Raw genomic sequence first — 21,219 nt, 5'->3', positions numbered from 1 at the left:
CGCCTGAGGAGGTGGGGACCAGTGGCGGATTACGAGGACTTCGACATCGATCGGAGCACGGCCCAGGCCTGGGCTGAGTTCACCGACCGGCTGTCCGAGGTGATCTCGATGATCGACGAGTCCGGGGATCTGAGGATCGGGACGGTGGCCGATGCCGGTGGTCCGCCGCCGTTCGTCAGCTTCGTCTCGGCCGCCGACGCCGACCGGCCGCGGGAGATCCGGGCCGAGGCGGCGAGCAACGCCAACCTCGGCGAGACGTTCCAGCTGAGCCCGGACCAGCTGGCCGCGATGGAGAAGCTCGGCTGGTCCGCTCCGTCGGCCGAGCCCGGCGGCTCGGCCAACTTCTGGGCCGACCGGCCGCAGGACGAGTCCGAGGAGATCAGCCGGCTCGCGGTCGGCGCGCTGCGCGACGTGTACGGGGTGCAGCACCCGGTCTTCCTGGCGCCGAATCAGCTGGCCGAGGTGCTCACCTCCCGGCCGGCCGCCGAGGTCGACGTCGCCGACCTGCCGGAGTCGGTGGTCGCGCTGCTGCCCGGCAGCCGGGAACACCTGGACGAACTGATCGACGCCGAGCTCACCGACCTGCTGGGCCACCCGCCGATTCGCGACGCCGAGGGTGACGTGGCGATCCGGGTCGGCTCGACGATGGTCTTCCTGCGTACCGCCACCGACGGCCGCGAGATCATCGTGTTCGCCAGCGTGGTGCATGACGTCGACGGTCGCTCCCGGGCGTCGGAGGTGTTGAACGACCTCAACAGCGAGGCGCGCTGGGTCAAGTTCCAGCTGATCCGGGACCGGGTGTTCGTCAGCCTGTCGATCCCGGCCCGCCCGTTCGTACCGTCGCATCTGCGGCAGGCGGTACGGATCATGTCGGACGTCGCGGACGGGATCGACGACGAGCTGGCCAGCCGGCTGCGCGGGCGGACCACGTTCGGCGACCATGACGAAACTCGCTGAGCCGGTCGACCAGGCGTCTGCGGGCGCGACCGGCCATGTGGTGATCATCGGGTCCAGCAGCACCACGATCCGGCTCGCCGAGGAGCTGGAACGCGCGGGCGAACGGGTGATCGTCATCGTCCACGGCAGCGCCGATCCGGGCGTTGTCGCCGACCTGCAGCTGATCGGCGCCGAGGCCGAGCTGAGCCAGCAGGTCAGGCCGGCCGAGCTGCGCCGGGCCGGCATCCAGCGGGCGAAGGCGGCCGTGATCGTCGGCGACGACGATGTGTTCGCGATCCGGGTCGCGCTCGCCATCGAGGAGCTGAACCCGACCGTACGGCTGGTGATCGAGCTGAACAACCCCGAGCTCGGTTCGCGGCTCGGCCCGCTGTTCGGCGAACACGTCGTGCTGTCCTCGGCCGAACTCGCGGCACCGGCGTTCGTCGCGGCGGCCTTGGCGTCCACGGCGACCCGGACGTTTGAGATCGGCGGCCGGCTGGTCGTCGCCGGGCCGCGCTCCGAAGTCGGTGGTACGGAGCTCGCGGTGCTCGGCGACAGCGCCGGCTACGGCATCGACGCCGTCCTGCCGCCGACCGGCGACGTGGTGCTCGGCACCGAGCTGATCGGCGACCGGGACATCAGCGTCCGCCGCTCCGGGGTGATCGGCGCGCTGACGTACGTCTTCGACCGCCGGGTCCGGATCGTCCTGCTCGGCCTGGTCATCCTGATCGTCCTGTCGACGCTCTACTTCCATCTGGCCGGTTCGGACTGGGTGACCGCGCTGTACCGGGCGCTGACGGCGTCGACCGACACCGGGCTCGAGGTGGACGACCTGAGCATCGGCTACCGGTTCGGGGCGGTGGTGATCCAGCTGTTCGGCCTGGTCCTCTCCTCGGGCATCACCGCCGTGATCGTCGACGCCCTGATCAGTTCCCGGCTGGCCGTGCTGACCGGCGGCATCCGCGGCCGGCCCCGGCACCACGTCGTCGTCTGCGGCCTGGGCCGGATCGGCACCTCGGTCGCCAGTCGGCTGCGGGAGCGACAGGTGCCGGTGGTCGCGATCGAGCACAACGAGGGAGCGCCCGGCGTGCTCTGGGCCCGGCAGGCCAAGATCCCGGTGATCATCGCGCCGGCGACCGACGCGGCCGCACAACTGGCCGCCGGCATCTCCCGCGCCGACGCGGTGCTCGCGCTCACCGACGACGACGCCGCCAACCTCGAGATCGGCCTGGTCGCGAAGGAGGCGAATCCGGACGTCCGGGTCGTGCTCCGGCTCTACGACCACGAACTGGCCGACCGGATCGAGCGGCGGCTCGGCCTGCGGCCGACCCGGAGCGTGTCGATGCTCGCCGCGCCAGCGTTCGCCTCCGCCGCGCTCGGCCGGCGCGGCGAGGTGATCTTCCCGGTTGGCCGCCGGGTGCTGCTGTTCACCGAGGTCACCGTCCAGCCCGGCTCCAACGCCCCCGGCCGACGGCTGGCCTCGCTGTCGGAGCGCGGATCGTGCCGGGTGCTGGCGTACTCGCCGGCCGGGCGCCCCTGGACCTGGCAGCTGACCAATCCCGTGCTCCGCCCCGGCGACCGGATCGCCGTCGCCGCGACCCGCGCCGGCCTGGCCCGCCTGCTGCTGACCACCAAGCAGCTGAACGGAACCGCGCCGACCGACCCCGACTCGCCGGCCTAACCTGTCGCGATTTCTCTGCTGACGGGCCGTTGCCGCGTGGCAGCGGCCGTGTGCGGCTGGTGCGAAGAGAAATCGCGACATCACGACCCGAGCACCCGACGGACCCGGTCGACGACCCAGCCCGGGTCGAAGACCAGGTGGTCCCAGGTCAGATGGAGGACGGTCCAGCCGGCCGCGGCGAGCTCGGTCCACTTGCGCCGGTCCCGCTGGAACTGGTCCCGGTTCTCCGCCCGGTGATAGGCGTAGCCGTCGACCTCGATGATCAACCGCGCGCGTTCGAAGACCACGTCGACGGGATAGCGGTGGCCGGCGCAGGCGACCTCCACGTTGCCGGCCCAGCCCCGGAAACCCGCCTCCCGGAGAATGCGGTGCAGCAGCCGCTCGGCCTCGGACCAGGGCGCGTTGCGGGATTCCAGCAGCGCGGCTCGGCGGAGGCCGTTCCCGTTCCGCTTCGGGGTGAGCGACAGCATCTGCCAGAGCTGGTCGACGGTGACCGTTTCCGACCGCAGCACCTCGTCGATGCCCCGATGCCCGGCCCCAGGCGACGAGGTCGAGCGCGGTGAACGCCGGCACGGTGACCCAGCAGCCGCGATGTCGGGTGATCACCTCGGCGGGCAGTCGTTCCTGGCTGACCCGGAATCCGGGGGCGGGTGTCCGGCGCATCGGCCGGGACAGGGTGATCACCGGAACCGGGTAGCCCGGCCAGCCGCTCAGCCAGGCCGCGGCCGGTCCGGTGAACACTGCCTCGGGCGCCCACAGCGCTGCGGCCCGCAACCGGACCTCGATCCGGTCGGCGTCCTCGGCGGCGCAGTAGATCCCGGGCAGCAGGGAACTGAGCTCGCCCCTGGCTGCCAGCCGGTGGATCGTCCTGCCGATCGTCCGGTGGTCGCGCAGCCTGATCGCACCGCCACCTTCGTGGAGCGCCCGTCGGATCTCGTCGCTGGTCGTCATCTGAGGAGCATCCGGCGCACCGGACGGTGCTGGCCCGGTTGTCCACAGGGGTAGGTGTTGTCCGTATCAGGCAGGTGATGTCGCGATTTCTCTTTGCATCAGCCGCAATCGGTGTTTCCACGCGGCAACGGCCCGTCCGAAGAGGAATCGCGACAGCTAAGGCGCGGTACGGATCGCGCGCTCGACCGCCGCCACGGCGAGCAGCCGGACCAGGTCGACCGGCGCGTCCACCCGGCCGGTGGCCGCGGCGATGAACGCGTCGCCGTCGCCCGAGGTGTGTGGCGGCGCGATGGCCCGGGCCAGCCCGTCGTGCGCGCCCTGGGCGGCGGCCAGGCAGCCCAGCTTGTCCAGTCGGGCGTTCGTGATCACCACGCCGATCGTCGTGTTCTGGGCCTGCTCCAGGAAACTCGCGGCGACCCGGATCGCCGCGGCACTCTGCTCCAGGTCGCGCTCCAGGACCGTACCGTCGTGGTCGATCGAGCCGAACGCGTTCACGGCACAGAGCGCCGCCACCACCAGGTCGCCGGAGGTGAGGACGGCCGAGCGCAGGCCGCCGGGCCGGGGCGTGCCGGTGATCTTGGCGACGGTGGCCCCGGCGCCGGCGCCGATCAGCCCGTCCGTCTCGCCGTCGGGCGTGGCCGAGGCCGCGGCCGCGTAGCCCTGGTCCGGCCCGGGCCGGACGGACGCGTCGCCGATCATGAGGTCGTACAGGCCGAGGGTGGGCACGATCGGCACCGGGCCGGCCGGCGTCGCCACCCCACGACCCTGCTCGGCGCAGAATCGCATCACCCCGTCCGCGCTGGCCAGGCCGAACGCCGACCCGCCGGTCAGTACGGCCGCGTCGATCCGATCCACGGTCCGCTCCGGGGCGAGCAGTTCGAGCTCCCGGGAGGCCGGGGCGCCGCCGCGGACCTCGGCCGAGGCGACGGTGCCGTCGGGGAAGATCAGCACGGTGCAGCCGGTCCGGGCGACCGGGTCGGTCCAGTGGCCGACCCGTACCTCCTCGAAGCCGAGCGCCATCAGCCGAACAGTTGGTTGCCGAAGATGATCACCACAATGCCGAACAGCGTAGCCAGGGCGACCACGCTGAAACAGACGACGGCCGCAGCCGTGGCGCCCGGCGGCCGGGTGATCACGCCGTCCGCGCCCCTGCTGTGACCCGCGCGGTACCAGAATCGGAGGCCGAACGCGAACAGGGCCGGCAGCCCGGCGCCGAGCAGCAGCCCGACGGCGACGACCTGCCAGAGGGCCTGGGCGGAGGAGACGATGACGTCCATCAGGCGGCCAGCTTCGAGTCGACGTCGTCGTGGTCCGCGGGCGGCACACCGTCGACCCAGACGTCGTTGACGTTGTCGTGGTGGATCCGCTCCCGGCGGGACCTCAGGTACATCAGCAGCGACGCGATCACCAGGATCGCGAAGACGACCCCGACGCCCGGGACACCGCCGATCGCGTGGGCCAGGAACCAGCAGAGCGCGCCGATCAGGCCAGCGGCCGGCAAGGTGATCAACCAGGCGATCGCCATCCGGCCGGCCACCCGCCAGCGGACCGTTGCGCCGGCCCGGCCGACCCCGCTGCCGAGGATCGAACCGGTCGCGACGTGCGTGGTGGACAGCGCCATGCCGAGATGGCTGGAGGACAGGATGATCGCGGCGGCGGCGGACTGGGCGGCCATGCCCTGCGGCGGCACGATCTCGACCAGCCCCTTGCCGAGGGTACGGATCACGCGCCAGCCGCCGACGTAGGTGCCGGCCGCGATCGCCAGCGCGCAGGCGACCTTGACCCAGACCGGGACCGCGTGCAGGTCGGTCCAGGTGCCCGCGGCGATCAACGCCAGCGTGATCACGCCCATCGTCTTCTGCGCGTCGTTCGTGCCGTGCGCGAGCGAGACCAGCCCGGCCGAGCCGACCTGGCCCCAGCGGAAGCCGGTGTCGCGTTGCTGCTCGGGCAGGCCGGCCACGATCCGGAAGATCATCTTCGTACCGACCGCGGCGACCAGCCCGGCCACCAGCGGGGCCGCGATGGCCGGAATGATCACCGAGACCAGGACGCCGTTCCACTTCACGCCCCCGGGGCCGAGGGCGGCGATCGCCGCGCCGATCAGGCCGCCGAAGAGCGCATGCGAGGACGAGGACGGCAGGCCGAACAACCAGGTCGCGAGGTTCCACAGGATGCCGCCGACCAGGCCGGCCAGGACCAGGGTGAGGATCGGCACGCCCATCAGCCCGGCCACCGGACTGCCGTCGCTGCCCTGGATGTTGACCACCTTGTTGCTGACCGTCAGCGCGACCTCGATGGAGAGGAACGCGCCGACCAGGTTCAGCACCGCGGAGACGGCGACGGCCACCTTCGGCCGCAGTGCGCCGGTGGCGATCGTGGTCGCCATCGCGTTGCCGGTGTCGTGGAACCCGTTGGTGAAATCGAAGGCCAAGGCCGTAACGATGACGACCGCCAGGATGATCAAGACCTCAACGGGCACGGGAACATCGTGCTGGTTGTCACCTCAATTTGTCGAACCAGACGTGTGAAAGCCGCTCATCGTTCACCGAGCGTTCACCTTGGCTAGGAGGTCGGCAGGGCCGTCTCGGCGTCGAGCCAGGTGGCCGGATCGGCCGGGTCGGCGGCCAGGATGACGTGCCTCGCGAGTTGGTCCAGCTGCCGGCGGGCACGCTCGCGCTGGTCCTGACTGGGCTCGGCAACGTACCAGTGCAGGGCGGCGCAGACGATGCCGTCCGGAGTGCGCAGCAACTGCCTCACGGTGCCGGCGACCCGCGGTTCCGCGGAGTCGTAGCGGGAGGCTCGCGGAGCAGTGCCCATCGAGGGACAGGTCCGCACGTCCCGGGGGTCGGGCGGCACCGTCAGGCCGACGTGGAAGTCGTACCGGCCGACGGTGAGCTGGTGCGTCGCACCGTCGGCGTTCTCGGTCCGGTCGAGCGTCGGGCCGCCGAAGATCGGTGGCACCCCGGACAACCCGATCGGGGTACGGAACTCGCTCGACTCGAACCGAATGGCGTCGGCGAGCCGGAGCAGCAGGTCGCGCTCCGTGGGTTGGTGGCAGCGGATGGCGATCGGCCCGGGGGAGGCGAACCAGCTCAGTTCCGAGTCCGAGATCATGCCCGGTTCGCCGCGGACGATGACCTCCCGGGCCGGTCCCAGGATGCCGATCGCCCCGCCCACCGTGACCCAGCAGCGGAGGCCGGCGTCGCTCTGCAGGGTGGTCGTCGCGACGGTTCGGGACAGGTGGGTGGCGAGCACCCGCCAGCCGGGTGGCGGATCGACCCGGTGGCGCAGCTGGAGACCGCCGTCGCCTCCCGCAGTCTGGGAGGTGTAGGACCGCAACGCACCGGCGCCGTACGAGACCATGATCAACATCAGCGCCGCGACGGTTGCGAGCGAGACCAGCGCGCGGCGCCGCTGCGACTGCACGCGCTGCCGGGTCTCGACCGCTCGTCGTACGGCGGCCGGGCTGGGCGCCTGTTCGGCGAGCCGGTCCAACCCATAGGTCAGGTACGCCTCCGCCGGCGGCGGCACCTCGGCCGCCAGGGCGGCCAACCGGGACTCGACCCGGGTCACGGGCTGGCCGAGGATCCGGGCCAGCTCGGCGGGCGCCAGCCGCTCCCCGTACCGGAGCGTGAGCAGCACCCGGTCGGCCACCGGGAGGCGGCGCAGCCACCCGGTGATCGACGGCGTCGCGTCGTCGGCGGCCACGATCACCGGTCCCCGGGGCAGATCGAGCGCGGCCCGGACCAGCCGGTCCCGTGTCTCGGGCAGGTCCTCGCCGGCCGGCCTCGGCAGCACCCGGGCCAGGACGTCGACCGCCGAGTCACCGGCCAGGCAGGCCGCGAGCTCGGCGAGCCGGTCCAGGTCCGGGTCGCTCATGGACGCGACTTTGGCAGACTCGGGCCGGATCCGCAGCCGTACGAGGCCGGAAAATCGGTGTCGCCCGGCGAGCCCGCTGGCTACCGTCCCTGGCATGCCGTCACCGCTGACCGAGACCCGTACCCTGCCCGAGCTCGCCGAGCTGGTCCTGGCCGAGGACCGCGATCTTGACCTGCCCGGCGCGGAACTGCTGGTCGGCTGGGAGAACGCGGTGATCAAGACCGCCGACGGCTGGATCTACCGCTTCCCGCGGATGGGGGCCGAGGCCTATCGTCGGGAGTTGGCGATCTTGAACCGGCTGGCCGGGACGTTGCCGGCCCGGACACCGGAGATCGCCTGGACCGGGCGGCGGACGGAGTTCGCGGCCTACCGCACGATCGTCGGTGCCACCCCGGACTCGGCCGCCCTGCGCACCGCTCCGGAAGCCGTGCGCCGCGCCACCGCCCGGTCGCTGACCGAGTTCCTGGTCGCGATGCACCGCCGGTTCGACGCGGCCGAGCGGGCCGAACTCGGCATCGGGACCCAGGACCCGCAGGCCGTCGTCCGCGAACTCGAGGAGGCCCTGCCGACCCTTCCGGGTTCGGACCGGGACCGGTTGCGGCGCCTGCTCGTCGCGTACCAGGAGACCGAGCTGGCCGGCCCGGAGGCGCGACCGGCCGTGCTGCACGGCGACTTCCACTTCGGCAACCTGGTCCTCGATCACCCGACCGGGACCCTGGCCGGCGTCTGGGACTTCTCCTGCGTCGAGTACGGCAACCCGGCCAGCGACCTGCGTTACCTGCTGCACGACCCGGCCGACCTGGGTGAGCTGATCATGGAGAGCTACGCCGAACTCACCGGCCGGGTTCTCGATCTTCGGGGCGCGCGGCTGGTCGGTGCCCTGGAGTTCGTCTGCGACGCGCTGGTCGAGCACCGGCCGCTCGACCCGGTGCTGCGCTCCGTCGGGTTCTGATCGACGCTCAGCCGAGCGCGGCCGAGACGACTTCCCGGGCGGCCTGCTGCACCTCGGCAAGATGATCTTGGCCGCGGAATGATTCCGCATAGATCTTGTAGACGTCCTCGGTGCCGGACGGCCGGGCCGCGAACCAGGCCGACTCGGTGATCACCTTGAGGCCGCCGATCGGCGCGTCGTTGCCGGGCGCGGAGGTGAGGATCCCGGTGATCTTCTCCCCGGCCAGTTCGGTGGCCGACACCGCCGACGCGTCCAGCTTGGCCAGCTTCGCCTTCTGGTCCCGATCGGCCGGCGCGTCGATCCGGGCGTACGCCGGCGCGCCGTGTTCCGCCGTCAGCTCCCCGTACAACTCACTGGGGGAGCGGCCGGTCACCGCGGTGATCTCGCCCGCCAGCAGGGCGAGCAGGATGCCGTCCTTGTCGGTGGTCCAGGTGCTGCCGTCCAGTGCCAGGAACGAGGCCCCCGCGGACTCCTCGCCGCCGAACCCGATCCCGCCCGAACGCAGCCCGTCGACGAACCACTTGAACCCGACCGGCACCTCGACGAGCCGCCGGCCCAACGACTCGGCGACTTTGTTGATCATGGACGACGAGACCAGCGTCTTGCCGATCCCGGCGTCCGGGTTCCAGCCGGGCCGGTTCCGATAGAGGTACGAGATCGCGACGGCCAGGTAGGCGTTCGGATTCATCAGCCCCGCGTCCGGCGTGACGATCCCGTGCCGGTCGGCGTCGGCGTCGTTGCCGGTCGAGATCGCGTACGCGTCCCGGTTCTTGATCAAGGAGGCCATCGCGGCCGGCGACGAGCAGTCCATCCTGATCTTGCCGTCGGTGTCCAGCGTCATGAACGCCCAGCGCGGATCGACCGCCGGATTGATCACCGTCAGGTCGAGGTCGAGCCGCTCGGCGAGGTAGCCCCAGTAGCCGACGCTGGCGCCACCGAGCGGGTCCGCGCCGAGCCGCAGCCCGGCCTCCCGGACCGCCGGGAGATTCAGCGCGTTCGCCAGGTCGTCGCAGTAGCGGCCGACGTAGTCGAACCGCTCCACCTGCTGGTACGCGCTCGCGAACGGGACCCGGCGAATCGAACCGGGATCCCGGAGCAGCTCGTTGGCGCGGGCCGCGATCGCCTTGGTGGCATCGGTGTCGGCCGGCCCGCCGTGCGGCGGGTTGTACTTGAAGCCGCCGTCCCGGGGCGGATTGTGCGACGGGGTGACGACGATCCCGTCCGCCTCGGCGCTGTCCGCCGTGCGGTTGTGCACGACGATCGCCCGCGACACGGCCGGGGTCGGCGTGTACTCGTCCGTACCCTCGCAGCGGACCGAGACGCCGGCGGCGACCAGCACCTCGATCGCGGTCTGCCAGGCCGGCAGCGACAGCGCGTGGGTGTCCTTGCCCAGGTAGAGCGGCCCGGTCACGCCCTGCGCCTTGCGGTACTCGACGATCGCCTGCGTCGTCGCCGCGATGTGCGCCTCGTTGAACGCGGTGTCGAGGCTGGCGCCGCGGTGACCCGAGGTGCCGAAGACGACCTGCTGCGCCGGGTCGTCCGGGTCGGGCCGGCGGTCGTAATAGGCGGTGATCACGGCGTCGACGTCGATCAGGTCTTCGGGGAGTGCCGGCTGACCGGCTCGTGGGTGCGCCATGCACGCCATTCTGGTGCAGATCGGCCCCACTCATCAGATCGGACCGCGCGTTCCGGACCCTTGCCACCGTCCCGGCGCCGGCTTTGACAGGATGGGCCCATGAGTTCGTCGAGCTTCAACCCCAGGGGTGCGGTCGACCTGTCCCAGCTGGCCGAGCAGGCCAAGCAGCGGGCCGCGAGCGGACCGGGCGGATCCCCCGGCGCGAAGGCGGGCGGCAGCTATGTCGTCGAGGTCACCGAGCAGACCTTCGAGGCGCAGGTGATCCGGCCCTCGCTGCAGCACCCGGTCGTCGTCGAGTTCTACTCGCCCCGAGTCTCCAGCGGCCAGCAGCTGTCCGACGCGCTCGCCGCCGCCGCCTCCGAAGCCGGCGGGAAATACCTGATCGCCCGGCTCAACGTCGACGCCGCGCCGCAGCTCGCCCAGCAGCTCGGCCTGCAGGCCGTGCCGACCGTCGTCGGCGTCGTCGGCGGCCAGCTGGTGCCGCTGTTCCAGGGCGTCATCCCCGCCGATCAGGTACGGGCCGCGCTGGACCAGCTGGTCAAGGCCGCCGTCGCCAACGGCATCGTGGGCCGGGCCGAGCCCGTCGGCGGACCGGTCGACGACGGTGCCGAGGACGAGCCCGATCCCCGGTTCGCCGCCGCCGACGCGGCCCTGGAGCGCGGCGACTTCGCCGCCGCCGTCGAGGAGTTCGACAAACTGCTCGCGGCCAACCCGGCCGACGCCGAGGCGAAGGCCGGCAAGGCGCAGGCAGGCCTGCTGGCCCGGACCGCCAACACGTCCGCCGACGTCGTCCTGGCCGCCGCCGCGGCACCCGACGCCGACCTCCAGGTCCACCTGGACGCCGCTGATCTTGAGGTGGTCGGAGGCCAGGTCGACGAGGCCTTCGCCCGCCTGATCGACCAGGTCAAGCGCCGGAGCGGCGACGAACGCGACCAGGCCCGCCTCCGCCTCCTGGAACTCTTCGAAACCATCGGCAACACCGACCCGAGAGTCCAGAAGGCCCGCCGAAACCTGATGGCCGCCCTCTTCTGACCCCCCTCAAACACCGCCGACCGGTCACGAACGCAGCGTTTTTTGCGGCGTGTCGCTGCTGAATTGACTGGTCGGTGGGAGGGGTTGGAGCCGGCTCGCTGATGATCAACGTCATGTCGGCGACCGAGTCAAAGGTCGCGGATCGAGTGAGCGGTCGCCGAGTGCCCTGCGGCATCGCGTGGGCCGGGCTCGGGTCCGGCAGCCGGAGTCTTCTCGCGGCTAAGGCCGGGCTCGACTGCGATCAGCCGCGACCGCTTCTCGTGTCCGCGACTGATGCAGCGGTCGCGGATGGGTGCAGCGGTCGCGGCTGCGTCGGGCGTGCGGTCCGGGCGCGTTCCGGCCGGCGCTTCTCGCGGCGCGATGCGCGGCTGCGCGCTCGTGGTCGTGGCGGCAGGCGCGGTGTGGATCCGCGACCGTTTCTCGTGTCCGCGACCGTTGCAGCGGTCGCGGATGGGTGCAACGGTCGCGGCTGCGTCGAGCCCAAATCAGCCACAGCGGGGACTTCGGCCACAACCTCAGCTGCCGGGGACGGGGGCAGTCGAGGCTCGGACGACCAGGTCGGGCCGGAACAGCAGTGAGCGGCCCGGCTGGACGGTGGCGTCGTCGAGGCGGAGCCGGAGTTCGGTGAAGGCGGCGGCGGCGAGGTCGGGGAGGGGCTGCCGGATCGTGGTCAGCGGCGGCGAGGACAGGTCGGCCAGCACGATGTCGTCGAAGCCGATCACCGAGACGTCCCGGCCGACCTCGAGCCCGGCGTCCCGGACGGCCCGGCAGACCCCGAGCGCGGTCATGTCGTTGATCGCGAAGATCGCGGTAGGCCGGTTCCGGCGGCCCAGCAGCGCGGCGGCGGCCCGGGTCCCCAGTTCGGCGGCCTCGACGTCGCCGAGTTGATCATCGCCCTTCCCGGTCCAGCGCAGCACGTCCTGCTCGCCGATCCCGGCCCGGGACAGCGCGGCCAGGAAGCCGCGCAGGCGCTCCTGCCGGTTGATGCTGCGCAGGGCGCCGGACACGAACGCGATCCGCCGATGGCCCAGCCCGACCAGATGATCACCGGCCAGCTCGCCGCCGATCGCGTTGTCGACGGTGATGCTGACCAGCGAAGCCGGGTCACCGGCCTGGGCCTTGCGGTCGAACGCGACCAGCCGCAGACCTTGATCAACCAGCGGCAGTACGTGCTCCAGCGACGGCAACGACGAGCAGAGCACGATCCCGAACACCCCGTCGGACAGCAGCTCCGACACGTACTGCCGCTCCCGGTCCGGGTCACGCTCGGAGTTGCAGAGCAGCACGTGATAGCCCTCGGCCAGGGCGGCCGACTCCAGGTGCCGCGCGAACGCACCCCAGTACGGGTTGCCGACCGACGGCACCACCAGCCCGATCACCTGGGACCGGCCGGTGCGCAACTGGCGCGCGGCCCGGTTCGGCCGGTAGCCGAGATCCTTGATCGTCCGCTCGATCCGTTGCCGGGTCTCCGGCAGCATCCGGTGCGCCCGGCCGTTGAGCAGGTTCGACACCGTGCTCGGCGAGACGCCGGCAGCGGTCGCCACGTCCTTGATCGTGACATCACTCACCGCAGACCCTCCTCCCGTTGATCATGGTGCAACGATTCGCGGCACGATCACCCTATCCCCATTGACTCCTCTGTCAATCCGTGTCTAGTCTCAGTGCATCGTTGCACCAGGATCGAGGAGAGCCGCGGTGCAGGAGCCCGGGTGCAGCGCCCGCACCCACGGGGTGGTCTCGATGAGGAGAAGACGATCATGGATGTTTCCCGGCGGACCCTGCTGGCGGCCCTCGGACTCGGCGCCCTCGGCACCGCGGCCGGCTGTTCCAGCGGGACCGGAACGACGGGTTCGGCCGACGGCCCGGCCAGCGGCGAGATCACCTTCCTGACCGCGATCTTCGAGGGCGCCACGGGCAAGGAGACCCTCGAGGGTCAGTTGCTGCCGAAGTTCAAGGAGAGCCACCCCGACGTCACGGTCAAGGTCGACTACACCAACTACTCGGCGCTGAACGAGAAGATCACCACCGGCCTGGCCAGCGGGCTGATGCCGGACGTGCTCACCCTCGGCGTCGGCTGGGTCGAGCCGTTCGCATTCAAGAAGGCGATCGCACCGCTGCCCGACGAACTCGGCACCCGCTACGACTACCAGGAACGCGTGCTCAGGCCGTCCCGCTTCGACGACAAGCTGTACGCGTTGCCGATTGTGCTGGACACCCGGTTCGTCGCGTACCGCAAAGATCATTTCGCCGAGGCCGGGATCACCGAGACCCCCAAGAACTTCGCGGAGCTCCGGGCGGCCGCCAAGGAACTGGCGCGGAACGAGGGCGGCAGGCTGACCCGGGCCGGGCTGGACCCGTTCTCGATCGATCTGCGGCAGTGCTGGGAGACGTTCCTGTTCGCCGGCGGCGGTGAGCTGTTCTCGGCCGACGGACGGGAGGTCCTGTTCAACAGCGAGGCCGGAGTCGGCGCGCTGCAGTTCTTCCTGGACCTGGTCGCGGACGGCTCGGCCTCGTTCGACCTGAAGACGGCACAGGGACAGCCGAGCACGCTGCAGCAGGGCACGGCGTCGATGATGATGGTCAACAACTCGCTCTGGATCAACCTCGAGGAAGAGAATCCGGAGTTGATCGAGGACGACCGGATCGGCTCGTTCGTGCTGACCGGGACCCGGCCCGCGCTGTTCCAGGGCGGCACCCTGGTGGCGCAGTCGGCGAGCAGCAAGCATCCGGCCGCTGCCCGGGCCCTGGTCGAGTTCCTCGGATCGCCCGATGTGGTGCTGCCGGCCTGCGAGCAGCGCGGTGCGGTGCCAGGGATGGCGGAACTGGCCGATTCCGAGTACGTGAAGGGCAACGCCTTCGTCGACTTCGCGCTGAGCAATCTTGATCAAGCCTTCTCCGAGGGTGGCACTCCGGCCTGGATGGAGATCCGGGAGAAGATCAAGCCGACCCTGGAATCGGCCGTGGTCGGCCAGCAGTCCGCGCAGCAGGCGATCGAGCAGCTGGCCGGCGTGGCGAACGAGGCCATCGGCCGGCTGGGCTGATCGCCGATGGCCACGATCTCGGCCACGGCGGCCGATCCGCCGGCCGCGCCCGAGCGAGGCGGACGTCCGGGCAGACGGCGCGGCACCAGATCCGGCGCCGTCCGGGCCCGGCACCGGGCCGGCTGGCTGATGGTCGCCCCCGCCCTGCTGCATGCGCTGCTCTGGATCGGCGTTCCGGTGGTGGCGGCGTTGATCTTGTCGCTGACCAGTTACGACGTGCTAACCCCGCCGCGCTTCATCGGCCTGGACAACTACGTCGAGGCGCTCGGCGACCCGGTGTTCCGGCGGGCGATGGCGAACACGGCCGTCTATGCGTTCTTCACGGTGCCGGTGGCGATGGCCGTCGCCCTGGTGATCGCCGTTATGCTCAACACCAGGCTGCGCGGCCGGGCCGTGTTCCGGACCGCGATCTTCCTGCCCCAGGTGACCGCGACGATCGCGGTGGCGCTGGTCTGGCTGTGGATCTACGAGCCGCGCAACGGCCTGGCCAACGCGGTGCTGTCGTTCTTCGGCCTGTCCGGCGTCAACTGGCTGTCCTCGACCACGTTCGCGATGCCGGCGGTGATCGTCGTCGGCATCTGGCAGGGGATCGGGCTGAAGATGTTGATCTACCTCGCCGCCCTGCAGGGACTGCCCCGTGAGCTGTTCGAGGCGGCGTCGGTGGACGGCGCCAGCCGGTTCCGGCAGTTCTTCTCGATTACCGTGCCGCTGCTCCGGCCGGCCACGTTCTTCGTCTTCGTGACCTCGGTGATCGGTGCGTTCCAGTCCTTCGACCAGATCTACATCCTCACCGACGGCGGGCCGGCGAACACCACGACGATGATGACGTACGAGATCTACAAGTCCGCCTTCCGGGAGTTCCGGATGGGGTACGCCTGCGCGCAGTCGCTGATCCTGTTCGTTGTGCTGGCCCTGCTGACGCTGGCCAACCGCCGACTGACCAGGAGTGCCGATGCCGGTTCGTGAGGTACGGCAGCGGCGCGGCACCGATCCCGCCCGGCTCCCGGTGCCGGCCCGGGCCGCGCTCTATCTGGCCCTGATCATGATCGGCGTGATCATGATCGTGCCGTTCGTCTGGATGGTGCTCACCTCGCTGAAGACACCGGCCGAGATCGCTGCCGTACCGCCGCAGCTGCTGCCCGGCGAGTGGGCCTGGAGCAATTACGCCGACGCGATGCGGGCGGCGCCGTTCCCGACCTACGCCCGGAACTCGTTCGTGATCGCGCTCAGCCACACGGTGATCAACCTCACGTTCGCCTCGATGGCCGGCTATGCCCTGGCCCGGTTGCGGTTCCGCGGCAGCGGCGTGATCTTCTTCGGCTTCATCGCCTGCCTGATGATCCCGACCTACACCAAGATCATCCCGGAGTTCCTGATCGTCCGGTTCATGCCGCTGTTCGGCGGCAACGACATCCTCGGCCAGGGCGGCACCGGCTGGCTGGACACCTGGTGGGCCTTGATCATCCCGGGCGCGGTGACGCCGTTCGCGGTGTTCCTGTTCCGGCAGTTCTACGTCGACCTACCGGTGGAACTGGAGGAGGCGGCCCGGCTGGACGCCCTCGGCGAGTTCGGCATCTACGCCCGGATCATGAGCCCGTTGATCAAGCCGGCGTTCATCACGGTCGCGCTGCTCACGTTCGAGAGTTCGTGGAACAACTTCCTCTGGCCGCTGCTGGTGACCAGGTCGGACAGCCTCCGGGTGATCCAGGTCGGCCTGTCGGTGTTCCGGACCGAGAACGCCACCCAGTGGGCGTTCCTGATGGCCGGGACCACCCTCGCCACCGTACCCATGGTGCTGCTGTTCATCATCGGCCAGCGCTACTTCGTCCAGGGCTTCGCCACGGCGGGCATCAAATGATCACGAGGAGATTCCAACCATGACAGACCTCAGCGACACCCGGGCGCTGGTCACCGGCGCCGGCCACGGCATCGGCCGCGGGATCGCGCTCGGCCTGGCCGCGGCCGGGGCGGACGTCGCCGTGCACTACGGCAGCTCGGCGGACGCGGCCGCGGAGACGGTGTCCATGATCGAGAAGCTTGGCCGGAAGGCGACCGCCGTCCAGGCCGACGTGACGTCCGCCGAGCAGGTCGACCGGATGGTCGCCGAGGCGGTCTCGTTCCTCGGCGGCCTGGATGTGCTGGTCTGCAACGCCGGTCACCTGATCGGCCGGGTCCCGGTCGCGGAGATGGCGGAGGAGCACTATCAGCGCGTCGTCGACGTCAACCTGGGCGCGACGTTCCGGACCTGCAAGGCGGCGATCGAAGCGCTCCGGGAGTCCGATCGGCCGAGGATCATCACGATGTCGTCGCTGGCCGCGCACAACGGCGGCGGGCCGGGCTCGGTGATCTACGCGGCGGCCAAGGCCGGCATCCGCGGCTTCACCAAGGGCCTGGCCAAGGAGCTCGGCCCGGACAAGATCACCGTGAACGCGGTCGCTCCCGGCTACATCGCTGACACCGCCTTCCACAACACGTTCAGCACCGCCGAGGCACAGCAGACCATGATCAGGAACGCGCCGATCGGCCGGTCCGGCCAGGTCGAGGACGTCGCCGCGGCGGTGGTCTTCCTGGCCTCCGCCGAGGCCGGCTACCTCACCGGCAGCACGCTCGACATCGACGGCGGGACCTGGCCGCGATGATCATGAACGGTCCGCCAGAGGAGCGGGGCGGCTGGTGGCACGACTACGTCTGCGGGGTGCACGGAGTCGAGCTGGAGCCCGGCGACCTTCTGGGTACGTTCCCGGCGGCGGGAGCGGTCTGCCGGCACGGCTGCCGCCTGGCCTCCGAGCGGGTCCGGGCGGCCTGGCTGGTGTTGTCGCACCAGGCCTGGGCGCGGCGGGCGCGCCGCCTGGCCGGCCACGACGACTCGGCCGACCGGGCGGAGGCGCTGCGGCTGCTCACCGCGTACGCCGGGATCCATGCTCGGCTGGCCGTCGCCGATCATGATCAGGCGCAGGGCTGGATGCTGCGCGGCCGGCTGTTCCACCAGGCCCTGACCGACGCGGTGTGGGGCGTCAACATCGGCCATGCCGCCTGGTCGCTGGCCACGGCCGAGGTCGACAGCGGACGCCGAACGCGCACTGAGCCTGTCGAAGTGCCGGGCCAGATCCGGTCTTGCCCTTCGACAAGCTCAGGGAACGAGTCGTTGGACCCGCTGCTGCCGCTGCTCGACGAGCTGGCCGACGCCGCGCTGCGGGCGCGCGGCGTGCTCATCGCGGAGGACCGGTTCGACTCCAACTACGTCGCCTGGCTCAACGCGGCCGGCCTCGCCTGCTCCCGGGCGGCCGCGCTGATCCGCGGCGGCGACTGTGCCGACCGGGACGGCTGGCTGGCCGGTGATCATGGTCAGCTGGCCCATCTGCTGGCGGCGACCGGTGACGACGGTTGGGAGTGGGAGGGCAGCACGTACTACCACGGCTTCGTCCTCCGGGCCTATCTGCTTTCCTTGCGGGACAGCGATCCCGGCGAACTGCCCGCCGAGGTCGCCGAGCGGCTCGCCGGCATGATCACCGCGCTGGCCCGGCTGGCCACACCCGGCGGCGTGCTGCCCGCGGTGCACGACGGCCCGTACCGGCGCGAGGCGCTGGCGTTGGAGTGGCAGGAGCTCGGCGAGCTCGCCGGTGGGCTGGTCGCCGGCGATCCGCTGCGCTCCGTGACCGACCGTGCGGCGATCGAGTCGGGCAGCCTCGCGGATGATCTTGCCGACGGGTTGACCGGCTGGTTCGCCGGTCCGCCGCTCCCGTACCGCGACAAGCCGGGGGCGATCACGGTGTCCGAGCGGGTCGGCCTGGCCGTCCTCTCCGGAGCCGGGATCCACGCCGTGCTGGACTACGGCCCGCACGGCGGCAGCCACGGGCATCACGACAAGCTGTCCCTCCATCTCTACGGCAGCGAGGATCCGTGGCAGCCGGACTACGGCCAGGTGCCCTACGGCAACCGGCCCTGGCGGGACCGCTACGCCGTGGCGGCAGCGCATCCGACGATCCGGATCGATGACCGGGAACCGGGCGAGGCGGCCGGCCGGCTGGTCGAGCGGACGGAACGGTCGATCACCGTCGCCATCGACGATCCGGCCTGGTGTCCGGGCGTGTCCGCCAGCCGCCGGGTGTCCCTTGAGGATGATCACCTGATCGATCTGGTGACCGTCCGCTGCACCGAGGAGCACCGGATCCGGCTCGGCCTGCGCGCCGGCGTCGACGTGAGCGCCGTCGATCACGTGCCGTACACCCGCACGGAGTGGTCCGGCCGGGAGTCCTTGTCCGGTTGGCATCTGGGCGCCCCGCTGATCGCGTACCCAGGTTTCGGGCCGGCCGACGACCCGGCCCGGCAGCGCACCTGGTTCGACTTCGAGACGACCGGCCGGGAAGCCGTGTTCTGCTCGGTGTATCAGACGAGGGCGGCGAGCCGACGCATCTCGGCGGTCTCCCTGGTCGGTGGCGAGGCCGTGATCGACTTCGAGCCCTACGGCGAGCTCGGGGGACCGGCATGATGATCTTGACCGAGGAACGGCTGACCGGGCTCCGGGCCGGGCTGACCGGTCCGTACGCGGGGGAGTGGCAGCGCCTGGTCGAGCAGTGCGACCGGTACCGGCAGGCGGCCCCGCCGGAGACGCATCCCGAGGCGAGCATCACCTACCTCGGCCCGACGGCGATCAACCTCGCGCTCGCGTACCGATTGACCGGGCACCGGCACTACCTGGACGAGGCCTGGCGCTGGATCTCGGCGACGATCCGGCTGCCGCACTGGGGCCGGGCCCACCTGCCCGATCATGATCTCGACGCCGGCTGGCTGTTGCACGGGCTGTCGCTCGCCTATGACTGGATCGGCGATGATCTTGCACCGGCCGACGCCGAGGAACTGCGGGCCAAGCTGGAACTCCAGGGCACCAGGCTGTACGACTACGCGGTCGAGACCGAGGGCCGCTGGTGGAGCTCCAGCTACTGGCAGAACCACAACTGGATCTGTTACACCGGCCTCGCCGCCGCCGGGTACGCCCTCGGCCGGACCGACTGGACCGAGCGGGCGAAGCTCAACGTCGAGCGGGTGGTGGACCTGCTCAACGACGACGGCTCGGACTCCGAGGGGGTCGTCTACTGGCGCTACGGCGTGATCTGGATCGCGGTCTATCTCGACCTGCTCCGGGACCGGGAGGGGATCGACTGGTTCGGCCGCTGCGCCTTCCTGGCCAACACGTTCGCCTACCGGCTGCACCAGGCGGCGCCCGGCTACGGCGAGATCGTTGATCATGGTGACTGTCATGATCGGCGCAGCGGCCACAGCGTCGCGCTCTACCGCAAGCTCGCGGCCGAGTACCGGATCGGCGAGGCCCAGTGGCTGGCCGACTTCGTCGTGGAACGGCTCTACTACCGCGAGGCGTACGAGAGCGGCGTGAAGCCCGGCGTGCTGCCCGAGGTCTGGGCCGAACTGCTCTGGCTGGACCGCAGCGTCACCCCGGTCGACCCGGCGGAGGGGACGCCGACGACGGCCCACTTCCCGGACCTCGGCCTGATCAGCGCCCGCACCGGCTGGGACGACAAGGCGAGCCTGGTCTCCTTCAAATCAAGCCCGGGCGGCGGTCACCGGGCCTGGCGGGAGTCGCACCGGCTCGACGCCGAGCACGGCTGGGACACGCTCAGCGCCGGTCACCATCATCCGGATGCCGGCTCGTTCGTGCTGATCAGCCACGGCGCGCACCTGCTGGTCGACGAGGGCTACAGCAACGCCAAGCGGACCGCCCACCACAACGCGCTGCTGGTCGATGATCACGGCTACGCCGACGAGGACAGATATCACGTCTACCAGGGCATCCCGGCGACCAGGACCGCCGATCTGACCGACGTCGTGATCATGGACGGCTTCGTCCACGCCACTGCGCGGGTGGCGGCGATGTATCCGGCGGAGCTCGGCCTGCGCCGGCTGGACCGGACCATGATCAGGTTCCCGTCCGGCCGGCTGGTGCTGCGCGACCGGCTCGCCGCCGACCGGCCGCGGACGCTGACCGTCCTGCAGCAGGCGGACTGGCCCTGGCAGCCCGGCGAGGACGGTCGCTGGTTGGTCCGGTCCGGCTCCGGCCAGGCGTGGATCAGCCCGCTGACCCCGCCGGCGACCGCCGAGCAGGTGATCTCCGCGGTGCGGGCCAACCCGACCTCGAGCACGCCGAGCCTCAGCCTGGCCCGGACCCTGCACACGCTCCGGCTGTCCGCGGCGCCGGCCGCCGAGACGACCATGATCACCGCGATCGAGCCGACCTCCTCGCTGACGCCGGCGCGGCCGACGGCGATCTTGGTCGAGGCCGCCGGCGGGACAGCGGCGGTGCTGGGTGACGAGCTCGTCTGGTTCGGCGATGATCAAACCGTGCTGGTGGCGGGCGATCGCTCGGTCCCGGTCCGGGCCGTCGCCGGCGTACCGGCACCGGCAGCGGCCGATCTGTGGGCCGCGGTCCGAACCGGGGTCGGCGGATGATCACGGCGGCGACCGCCCGACCGGGCCGAACCAGGCGCTCCTGGTCGTCGGCGCTGCTCGGCGGCCTCGGCTATCTGGCTCATCCGGTTCAGGCCGGTGCCGCGCTGCTGTTGCTGGGCCTCGGCGTGATCACCTGGCTGCCGGCCGCTGCGGCCGCCGCGCACGCGCTGCACCGCTGGCGCAGCGACGACGACCAGGCCTGCTTCACCGAGACGTTCCGGGCCTTCCCGCGCTACTGGCGCCGGCTCTGGGGGCTCGGAGTCGTCGCCGCGGCCGGCGCTGCCCTGCTGATCGCCAACCTGAGCTTCCTGTACGGCCGCGGCGGCCCGGCCCCGATCCTGCTGCTGGCCCAACTCGGGCTGATCGCGGTGGCGGTCCCGTACCTGCTGGCCGTCGCGGTCGTCGCCGCTCGCGCCCCGGACCAGGCCACCCGGGACTGGCTCCGCGTCGCCGCCTGGTTCGCCTTCGGCTCGGCCGCCCGCGGCACGGCCCTGCTCGGCGCCGCCGTGGCAACGCCGATCGTGTCGATCGTCGTGCCGGCCGGCCCGCTGCTGCTCGGCGCGACCGTACCGCTGCTGGTCGGACTGATCATCGCGGAACACACCGCGAAAACCTCGACAGCGTAACCTGGGCGGAGTCGGCTACGGAC

18 protein-coding genes are annotated in these 21,219 nt (G+C 71.2%); 11 read left to right on the top strand and 7 right to left on the bottom strand.

Annotation, left to right across the window (positions count from 1 at the left end; genetic code table 11):
• Positions 1–21: 21 nt before the first annotated feature.
• The gene (locus BKA15_RS03035) at positions 22–957 is read left to right on the top strand and encodes a T3SS (YopN, CesT) and YbjN peptide-binding chaperone 1 (RefSeq protein ID WP_179748037.1); all 936 of its coding nucleotides are present in this window, start codon (positions 22–24) and stop codon (positions 955–957) included.
• Positions 941–2,617, top strand: a complete 1,677-nt coding sequence (locus tag BKA15_RS03030; protein ID WP_179748036.1) for an NAD-binding protein — start codon at positions 941–943, stop codon at positions 2,615–2,617. Before BKA15_RS03035 ends, BKA15_RS03030 begins: the two co-directional genes overlap by 17 nt.
• Positions 2,618–2,697: 80 nt before the next feature.
• On the opposite strand, the gene BKA15_RS03025 is transcribed toward BKA15_RS03030, so the two are convergent.
• The 5 genes from BKA15_RS03025 to BKA15_RS03005 all read right to left on the bottom strand — a co-directional run bounded on the left by BKA15_RS03025 (position 2,698) and on the right by BKA15_RS03005 (position 7,447).
• Positions 2,698–3,129 (bottom strand): endonuclease domain-containing protein, encoded by a 432-nt coding sequence (locus BKA15_RS03025; protein ID WP_179748035.1) that lies wholly within the window; start codon positions 3,127–3,129, stop codon positions 2,698–2,700.
• 595 nt (positions 3,130–3,724) lie between these two features.
• Positions 3,725–4,588: a P1 family peptidase gene (locus BKA15_RS03020; RefSeq protein WP_179748034.1), complete on the bottom strand. Its 864-nt coding sequence runs from the start codon at positions 4,586–4,588 to the stop codon at positions 3,725–3,727.
• Positions 4,588–4,845, bottom strand: a complete 258-nt coding sequence (locus tag BKA15_RS03015) for a hypothetical protein (protein WP_179748033.1) — start codon at positions 4,843–4,845, stop codon at positions 4,588–4,590. Before BKA15_RS03015 ends, BKA15_RS03020 begins: the two co-directional genes overlap by 1 nt.
• On the bottom strand, positions 4,845–6,047 hold the full coding sequence (locus BKA15_RS03010) for an inorganic phosphate transporter (RefSeq protein WP_179748032.1): 1,203 nt from the start codon (positions 6,045–6,047) through the stop codon (positions 4,845–4,847). The genes BKA15_RS03015 and BKA15_RS03010 overlap by 1 nt, the downstream gene beginning before the upstream one ends.
• Before the next feature lie 83 nt (positions 6,048–6,130).
• Positions 6,131–7,447, bottom strand: coding sequence for a sigma-70 RNA polymerase sigma factor region 4 domain-containing protein (locus tag BKA15_RS03005; protein ID WP_179748031.1), 1,317 nt, complete (start codon positions 7,445–7,447; stop codon positions 6,131–6,133).
• 94 nt (positions 7,448–7,541) lie between these two features.
• Between BKA15_RS03005 and BKA15_RS03000 the strand changes: the two genes are divergently transcribed.
• Positions 7,542–8,399 (top strand): phosphotransferase family protein, encoded by an 858-nt coding sequence (locus tag BKA15_RS03000; protein ID WP_179748030.1) that lies wholly within the window; start codon positions 7,542–7,544, stop codon positions 8,397–8,399.
• Between the two features lie 7 nt (positions 8,400–8,406).
• On the opposite strand, the gene pgm is transcribed toward BKA15_RS03000, so the two are convergent.
• On the bottom strand, positions 8,407–10,035 hold the full coding sequence (gene pgm / locus BKA15_RS02995; protein WP_179748029.1) for a phosphoglucomutase (alpha-D-glucose-1,6-bisphosphate-dependent): 1,629 nt from the start codon (positions 10,033–10,035) through the stop codon (positions 8,407–8,409).
• Between the two features lie 99 nt (positions 10,036–10,134).
• Here pgm and BKA15_RS02990 point away from each other — a divergent pair, with 99 nt between their 5' ends.
• Complete coding sequence (locus tag BKA15_RS02990) at positions 10,135–11,067, top strand: tetratricopeptide repeat protein (RefSeq protein ID WP_179748028.1); 933 nt, start codon at positions 10,135–10,137, stop codon at positions 11,065–11,067.
• Between the two features lie 515 nt (positions 11,068–11,582).
• On the opposite strand, the gene BKA15_RS02985 is transcribed toward BKA15_RS02990, so the two are convergent.
• Positions 11,583–12,635: a LacI family DNA-binding transcriptional regulator gene (locus BKA15_RS02985; RefSeq protein ID WP_179748027.1), complete on the bottom strand. Its 1,053-nt coding sequence runs from the start codon at positions 12,633–12,635 to the stop codon at positions 11,583–11,585.
• A gap of 189 nt (positions 12,636–12,824) precedes the next feature.
• On the opposite strand from BKA15_RS02985, the gene BKA15_RS02980 reads away from it, so the two are divergent.
• From BKA15_RS02980 to BKA15_RS02950, 7 genes are read left to right on the top strand one after another with little or no spacing between them, the layout of a single operon-like run.
• A complete protein-coding gene (locus BKA15_RS02980) occupies positions 12,825–14,108 on the top strand; it encodes an ABC transporter substrate-binding protein (protein WP_179748026.1) in 1,284 nt (427 codons plus the stop codon).
• A 6-nt stretch (positions 14,109–14,114) separates the two neighbouring features.
• The gene (locus tag BKA15_RS02975) at positions 14,115–15,074 is read left to right on the top strand and encodes a carbohydrate ABC transporter permease (protein ID WP_179748025.1); all 960 of its coding nucleotides are present in this window, start codon (positions 14,115–14,117) and stop codon (positions 15,072–15,074) included.
• Positions 15,061–15,966, top strand: coding sequence for a carbohydrate ABC transporter permease (locus tag BKA15_RS02970; protein ID WP_218871036.1), 906 nt, complete (start codon positions 15,061–15,063; stop codon positions 15,964–15,966). The genes BKA15_RS02975 and BKA15_RS02970 overlap by 14 nt, the downstream gene beginning before the upstream one ends.
• 19 nt (positions 15,967–15,985) lie before the next feature.
• Positions 15,986–16,747: an SDR family NAD(P)-dependent oxidoreductase gene (locus tag BKA15_RS02965; RefSeq protein WP_179748024.1), complete on the top strand. Its 762-nt coding sequence runs from the start codon at positions 15,986–15,988 to the stop codon at positions 16,745–16,747.
• Positions 16,744–18,597: a heparinase II/III domain-containing protein gene (locus BKA15_RS02960; RefSeq protein ID WP_218871035.1), complete on the top strand. Its 1,854-nt coding sequence runs from the start codon at positions 16,744–16,746 to the stop codon at positions 18,595–18,597. Before BKA15_RS02965 ends, BKA15_RS02960 begins: the two co-directional genes overlap by 4 nt.
• Positions 18,594–20,570 (top strand): DUF4962 domain-containing protein, encoded by a 1,977-nt coding sequence (locus BKA15_RS02955; protein WP_218871034.1) that lies wholly within the window; start codon positions 18,594–18,596, stop codon positions 20,568–20,570. Before BKA15_RS02960 ends, BKA15_RS02955 begins: the two co-directional genes overlap by 4 nt.
• Positions 20,567–21,196, top strand: coding sequence for a DUF624 domain-containing protein (locus BKA15_RS02950; protein WP_179748023.1), 630 nt, complete (start codon positions 20,567–20,569; stop codon positions 21,194–21,196). The genes BKA15_RS02955 and BKA15_RS02950 overlap by 4 nt, the downstream gene beginning before the upstream one ends.
• The last annotated feature ends 23 nt before the right edge of the window (positions 21,197–21,219 follow it).

The organism is Microlunatus parietis (assembly GCF_013407955.1).
Lineage (GTDB): Bacteria > Actinomycetota > Actinomycetes > Propionibacteriales > Propionibacteriaceae > Microlunatus > Microlunatus parietis.
This window is presented reverse-complemented; position numbering and strand designations above follow the sequence as displayed.

Bases quoted from the DNA above. Each gene is read 5' to 3' on its own strand.
- BKA15_RS03030 (WP_179748036.1), top strand. From the start codon at position 941: ATGACGAAACTCGCTGAGCCGGTCGACCAGGCGTCTGCGGGCGCGACC.
- BKA15_RS03020 (WP_179748034.1), bottom strand. From the start codon at position 4,588: ATGGCGCTCGGCTTCGAGGAGGTACGGGTCGGCCACTGGACCGACCCG.
- BKA15_RS03015 (WP_179748033.1), bottom strand. From the start codon at position 4,845: ATGGACGTCATCGTCTCCTCCGCCCAGGCCCTCTGGCAGGTCGTCGCC.
- BKA15_RS03005 (WP_179748031.1), bottom strand. From the start codon at position 7,447: ATGAGCGACCCGGACCTGGACCGGCTCGCCGAGCTCGCGGCCTGCCTG.
- BKA15_RS03000 (WP_179748030.1), top strand. From the start codon at position 7,542: ATGCCGTCACCGCTGACCGAGACCCGTACCCTGCCCGAGCTCGCCGAG.
- pgm (WP_179748029.1), bottom strand. From the start codon at position 10,035: ATGGCGCACCCACGAGCCGGTCAGCCGGCACTCCCCGAAGACCTGATC.
- BKA15_RS02990 (WP_179748028.1), top strand. From the start codon at position 10,135: ATGAGTTCGTCGAGCTTCAACCCCAGGGGTGCGGTCGACCTGTCCCAG.
- BKA15_RS02980 (WP_179748026.1), top strand. From the start codon at position 12,825: ATGGATGTTTCCCGGCGGACCCTGCTGGCGGCCCTCGGACTCGGCGCC.
- BKA15_RS02975 (WP_179748025.1), top strand. From the start codon at position 14,115: ATGGCCACGATCTCGGCCACGGCGGCCGATCCGCCGGCCGCGCCCGAG.
- BKA15_RS02970 (WP_218871036.1), top strand. From the start codon at position 15,061: ATGCCGGTTCGTGAGGTACGGCAGCGGCGCGGCACCGATCCCGCCCGG.
- BKA15_RS02965 (WP_179748024.1), top strand. From the start codon at position 15,986: ATGACAGACCTCAGCGACACCCGGGCGCTGGTCACCGGCGCCGGCCAC.
- BKA15_RS02960 (WP_218871035.1), top strand. From the start codon at position 16,744: ATGATCATGAACGGTCCGCCAGAGGAGCGGGGCGGCTGGTGGCACGAC.
- BKA15_RS02955 (WP_218871034.1), top strand. From the start codon at position 18,594: ATGATGATCTTGACCGAGGAACGGCTGACCGGGCTCCGGGCCGGGCTG.
- BKA15_RS02950 (WP_179748023.1), top strand. From the start codon at position 20,567: ATGATCACGGCGGCGACCGCCCGACCGGGCCGAACCAGGCGCTCCTGG.